The organism is Bradyrhizobium sp. 31Argb (assembly GCF_043638955.1).
Taxonomy (GTDB): domain Bacteria; phylum Pseudomonadota; class Alphaproteobacteria; order Rhizobiales; family Xanthobacteraceae; genus Bradyrhizobium.
This window is the reverse complement of sequence record NZ_JBEGDB010000432.1, coordinates 1-4,603: the sequence shown is the minus strand read 5'-3', so window position 1 is coordinate 4,603 and position 4,603 is coordinate 1. Positions and strand designations below refer to the sequence as shown.

Sequence of the window (4,603 nt, the reverse complement as noted above, 5' to 3'; positions counted from 1 at the left end):
GAATCGGGAGACACCCGAAGAATCCAATTCGCTCCGCTATGCAATACCCCCTAAGGCCATATGCGATTCCCCTACCCTTAGAGCCCGAATGCGGCGGCAAGCGCGCCGTGCGGCAGCGTCACCTGGAACATGCGCTCGAACACCACATACAGCGCGAGCGGCGTGGCCGATGCCATCGCCAGCGAGCGAAGCAGCGATTGATGCCTCGGCAGCGCCAGCACAGCGAAGACGTAGCCGGCTGAGGCCACATACATCCCGACGATCGGGATCAGCGCCACGAAGAGAGCGGCAGGCACGAACAGCCCTGCGAGGCGGCGCAGCTCGATTCCTGTGATGGCCACGGGAACGCTTGCCAGCGTGCCGCCCGGCAGGACACCGCGGGCGAGATTGTAGAGGCTGCCAGCAACGATGATCACACCGGCCAGGAACGGAAAGGTGCCGGCATCGATTCCGGCGGCCGACCAGCCGATGCCGTTGTCGAAGCTGGACACCACCACGGCGACACCGAAGCCGCCGGTGAGAATGGCGGTTGCAATTTCGAGAGCACGGCGTGAGACCATCGATCTGCTCCAGCCCGGCGCTAAGCCCGGATAGCTTCGCTCGACGTGGCCGACCGGCTCACTTGACGAGCCACCCCTGCTCGGCCGCGACCTGCTTGATGTGCTCGAGGTCCTGCTTGATGTAGCTGTCGAACTCGGCCCCCGTCAGGAAGGTGTCGACCTGCGAGGTTTTCTCGATGTAGTCCTTCCATTCCGGTGTCGCTCGCACCTTCTTCATGAGTTCGACATAGAAGGTAGTCTGCTCCGGCGTGACCTTGCCGGGCAGCCAGACGGTGCGGGGCTGCTCATACTGCGAGATGTCGAGTCCCTGTTCGACACAGGTCGGCACGTCGCTCCAGCCTTCGGTCGCGGTGACCTTAGGCCCCTGCGACAGTCGCTTAGGACTGAAGACACAGAGCGGGCGCTGCGTTCCGCCGCGCCATTGCCCCAGGCTTTCAGAGGGGTTGTTGACGTGAGAGTCGATATGACCGCCCGCGAGCTGCACGGCGGCCTCGGCGCCGCTCTTGAACGGAATGTAGGTCAACTTGATGTGCCCGACTTTTTCCATCATACGGGTCAGCACCTCGTCGGTATCCTTCGACTGCGCTCCGCCCATCTTGAATTCATTCGCGGCCGCCGCCTTCAGATAATCGCTGACCGTCTTGTACGGCGCGTCCTGCTTGACCCAGAGCAGGAACTCATCCTGCGCCATCGCGGCGATCGGAGTGAGATCGGTGTAGTTGAAGGCGACCTTGGACACGAGCGGCTGCTGCCATGCGTTCGACGTGCCGAAGATCACCTTGTGGGGATCGGCGGCCGAAGCCTTGCCGTACACATAACCTTCCGCACCGCTGCCGCCGCCCTTATTGACGACCACGATCGGCTGGTCGGTCAGCTTGTACTTGGTGATGATGTTCTGGACCGCACGCGCCAGATTGTCGGTGCCGCCGCCCGGCCCTGCGGTCGCGACGAACTCGATCGGCTTCTGCGGCTGCCAGGCCGCGCCCGCCGGAATCGTGCCGGCGAGCAGGATTGCGGCGGCAGGCAGCAGGAATCTCGACGTGACGTCCATGGTTTCCTCCGGCTGATTTTTTGCCTGTTTTGTTTGTCGTATCGGCCTATCGCGACGTTACACGAGCTGCTTTTATCGACCGATGGCTGCCGAGACGATTGCGCCTTCTTTCTCGAGCGCTTCGATCTGACTGTCATCGAACCCATACTCGGACAGCACCTCGCGCGTATGCTCGCCATAGACCGGCGCGCCAGAACGCACTTTCCCGGGCGTCACCGAGAACTTGACCGGGAGCCCAATCGTCTTCACCGGTCCGAGCGTCGAATGCTCGACCTCCACGACCATCTCGCGCGCAAGCGTCTGCGGATCGTTCAGCGCTTCCAGCATGTCGTGGACAGGACCGCATGGCACGCCCTTCCCTCCCAAGACCGTGAGCCAGTGCGCCCGTGTCCCCGCGCGGAAGCGCTCGCTCAAGACCGCTTCGAGCTCCTTCAGATGCGCCATGCGATCAGCGCCGGTCACGAAGCGCGGATCGGATGCAAGCTCGGTTGCGCCCAGCGCCTCCAGCATCAACAGCCAATTCTTGTTATTGGCGCCCCCGACAACGAGCCAGCCGTCCGAAGCCTCGAATGCCTGGTATGGCGCGTTGAGCGGATGCGCCGAGCCCATCGCGCGCGGCGCCGTGTTGGTGGCGAGCGCGATGGTCGATTGCCAGTAGGTCTGCACCAGCGCCGCCTCATACAGCGAGGTCTCGACCCACTGCCCTTCACCGGTCCTCAGTCGATGCGTGTACGCAGCCAGGATTCCCATGCAGGCCAAGAGGCCCGCGGTAATATCCGATAGGGGTGGACCACACTTCACAGGCGGGCCGTCTGGCCGCTCGCCAGTGAAGCTCATGATCCCGCTCATGGCCTGGGCGACCAGATCGAAGCCGCGGCGATGCTTGTAGGGTCCGGTGCGGCCGAACCCCGAGAGCGAGCAATAGATCAGCGCCGGGAACTCATCGTGCAACGCCTCATAGCCGAAGCCCAGCCGCTCCATCGCACCCGGCGCGAAATTCTCGACCAGCACATCGGCACGTGCGATCAGCCGCCGCAGCACCTCTTTGCCGTCGGCGGTTTTCAGGTCCAGCACCACGCCACGCTTGTTGCGGTTCATCATCAGGAACGAGGCCGCCTCGTCGCCAATCTTCGGCGGCACCGAATGGCGGGTGTCATCGCCGTTCGGCCACTTCTCGATCTTGATGACATCGGCGCCCATGTCGGCGAGCATCAGCGTGCAGGTCGGTCCCGCCATGACATGGGTGAGGTCGACGACCTTGAGGCCGGCGAGCGGTCCTTGCGGGCGAGCAGCGGACTGCGATTGGTTGCCTTGCATCGTCATATCCCTATCGCCCGCGCCATTGCGGTGCGCGCTTGTTGAGAAACGCGTCCAGCCCCTCGCGAAAATCCTCGCTCATGTAACACATGACGATGAGGTCCTCGCCCTCCTCGCGCGTCAGCCGCTTCTGCAAGCGTGCGACCGCCTGCTTTGTCGCGCTGAGCGTCAGCGGTGCGTGGCCGGCAAGGAGCCGAGCGACCTCATCGGCACGCCCGTCGAGCGCCGCGAGATCGTCGACCACCTCCGTGAGCAGGCCGATCGCCGCGGCCTCGGCGGCTTCGACCAGCCGCGCCGTGAAGATCAAATCCTTGACGCGCGCCGGTCCAACAAGGGCGGTGAGCCGGCTGACATTCGACATCGACAGGCAATTGCCGAGCGTGCGGGCAATGGGAAAGCCGATCCGCGCGCTTCTGGTGCCGATGCGCAGATCGCAGGCCGCGGCGATGCCGGCACCGCCGCCGGTGCAGAAGCCGTTGATCGCGGCGATCGTCGGCACCCTGCACTGCTCGAGCGTGGTGAGCACGCGGTCGATACGGTTCTCGTAATCGAGTGCGTCCTGCGGCGTCGTGAAGGCGCGGAACTGGTTGATGTCCGTTCCCGAGGCGAAGGCCTTGTCGCCAGCGCCGCGAAGCACCAGCACCTTGATTGCCTGATCGCTGTTCGCCTGCTCGCAGATCTCGGCGAGCCGCTCGTACATTTCGAAAGTGAAGGCGTTTCTGGCCTGAGGACGATTGAACGTGACCCGTCCAATGCCGCTCGCGACCTCGAAAACGAGATCTTCCGCCACGTCCTGATCCATTTCCTCTATCCAATCGTTTTCACAATTTTGAATGCAAAATTTGGGTTTATCAAGCTGGAACCGCCGCCATCCTGCAGATATTCTTCCATTTTGAATTCAAAATTGGAGGCTCGACGAAATGCTGCATGAGGAGGTCGTCAGCCGCATTCGCGCGATCCTGCTCGACGGCGAAATACCGCCTGGCGCTCGGATTCCCGAGCGCGATCTATGCGAAAGGCTGCAGATCTCGCGCACGCCGCTGCGCGAAGCCCTCAAAGTGCTGGCGGCCGAAGGCCTTGTGCAGTTGCTGCCAAACCGCGGCTCCCGCGCAGCCAGGCTTACCGACAAGGACATGCGTGACCTGTTCGAGGTCTGCCAAGGGCTCGAAGCCCTGGCCGGCGAGCTTGCGTGTGAGCGCATCACTGAGGAAGAAATAGGTGAGATTGCCGCTGCGCATGCCGCGATGGCACATCATTATCGTAACGGCGATCTGATTCAGTACTACCGCTGCAACCGGGCCATTCACGAGGCGATCGTTGCGGCGGCCGGCAATCCCGTGCTCATCGGTCTGTACAATTCGGTCACGGCGCGTATTCGGCGCGCGCGCTATGTCACGCCGATGACATCCGACCGCTGGGCCTTAGCGCTTCATGAGCACGAAGCGATCCTCAACGCGCTGCAGCGTCGCGACGGCGTCGGCCTCTCCCATATCTTGCGCACCCATCTCCGTCACAAGCGCGAGGAGGTTCTGCAGGCGGGGTTCGCCGAGGCGGAAAGCGGCGATCCCACCATGCCGGATCGAGTCCGGGTCTGAAATCGGCTAGTGGTCTATCACAGTGATTTTGACTCTTTGGGGGTGGCTGGATAGGCGCGGCCGAGTTTGGCGCGAGCTTT

5 protein-coding genes are annotated in these 4,603 nt (G+C 63.0%); 1 reads left to right on the top strand and 4 read right to left on the bottom strand.

All coding sequences use genetic code 11. The features are described 5' to 3' along the window. Positions 1–77: 77 nt before the first annotated feature. The 4 genes from AAFX91_RS39390 to AAFX91_RS39375 form a co-directional block, all read right to left on the bottom strand. Positions 78–560 carry a tripartite tricarboxylate transporter TctB family protein gene (locus AAFX91_RS39390; RefSeq protein WP_394570089.1) on the bottom strand — a complete coding sequence of 161 codons (483 nt, stop codon included), beginning with the start codon at positions 558–560 and terminating at the stop codon, positions 78–80. Positions 561–618: 58 nt separating this feature from the next. Further along, positions 619–1,611 (bottom strand): tripartite tricarboxylate transporter substrate binding protein, encoded by a 993-nt coding sequence (locus AAFX91_RS39385; protein ID WP_130580660.1) that lies wholly within the window; start codon positions 1,609–1,611, stop codon positions 619–621. A gap of 72 nt (positions 1,612–1,683) precedes the next feature. Then, positions 1,684–2,928 (bottom strand): CaiB/BaiF CoA transferase family protein, encoded by a 1,245-nt coding sequence (locus AAFX91_RS39380; protein ID WP_394570088.1) that lies wholly within the window; start codon positions 2,926–2,928, stop codon positions 1,684–1,686. A gap of 10 nt (positions 2,929–2,938) precedes the next feature. Continuing rightward, on the bottom strand, positions 2,939–3,730 hold the full coding sequence (locus tag AAFX91_RS39375) for an enoyl-CoA hydratase/isomerase family protein (protein ID WP_130580658.1): 792 nt from the start codon (positions 3,728–3,730) through the stop codon (positions 2,939–2,941). Positions 3,731–3,848: 118 nt separating this feature from the next. Between AAFX91_RS39375 and AAFX91_RS39370 the strand changes: the two genes are divergently transcribed. Next, positions 3,849–4,523: a GntR family transcriptional regulator gene (locus AAFX91_RS39370; protein WP_130580657.1), complete on the top strand. Its 675-nt coding sequence runs from the start codon at positions 3,849–3,851 to the stop codon at positions 4,521–4,523. Positions 4,524–4,603 lie beyond the last annotated feature (80 nt).

Bases quoted from the DNA above. Each gene is read 5' to 3' on its own strand.
- AAFX91_RS39380 (WP_394570088.1), bottom strand. From the start codon at position 2,928: ATGCAAGGCAACCAATCGCAGTCCGCTGCTCGCCCGCAAGGACCGCTC.
- AAFX91_RS39390 (WP_394570089.1), bottom strand. From the start codon at position 560: ATGGTCTCACGCCGTGCTCTCGAAATTGCAACCGCCATTCTCACCGGC.
- AAFX91_RS39375 (WP_130580658.1), bottom strand. From the start codon at position 3,730: ATGGATCAGGACGTGGCGGAAGATCTCGTTTTCGAGGTCGCGAGCGGC.
- AAFX91_RS39370 (WP_130580657.1), top strand. From the start codon at position 3,849: ATGCTGCATGAGGAGGTCGTCAGCCGCATTCGCGCGATCCTGCTCGAC.
- AAFX91_RS39385 (WP_130580660.1), bottom strand. From the start codon at position 1,611: ATGGACGTCACGTCGAGATTCCTGCTGCCTGCCGCCGCAATCCTGCTC.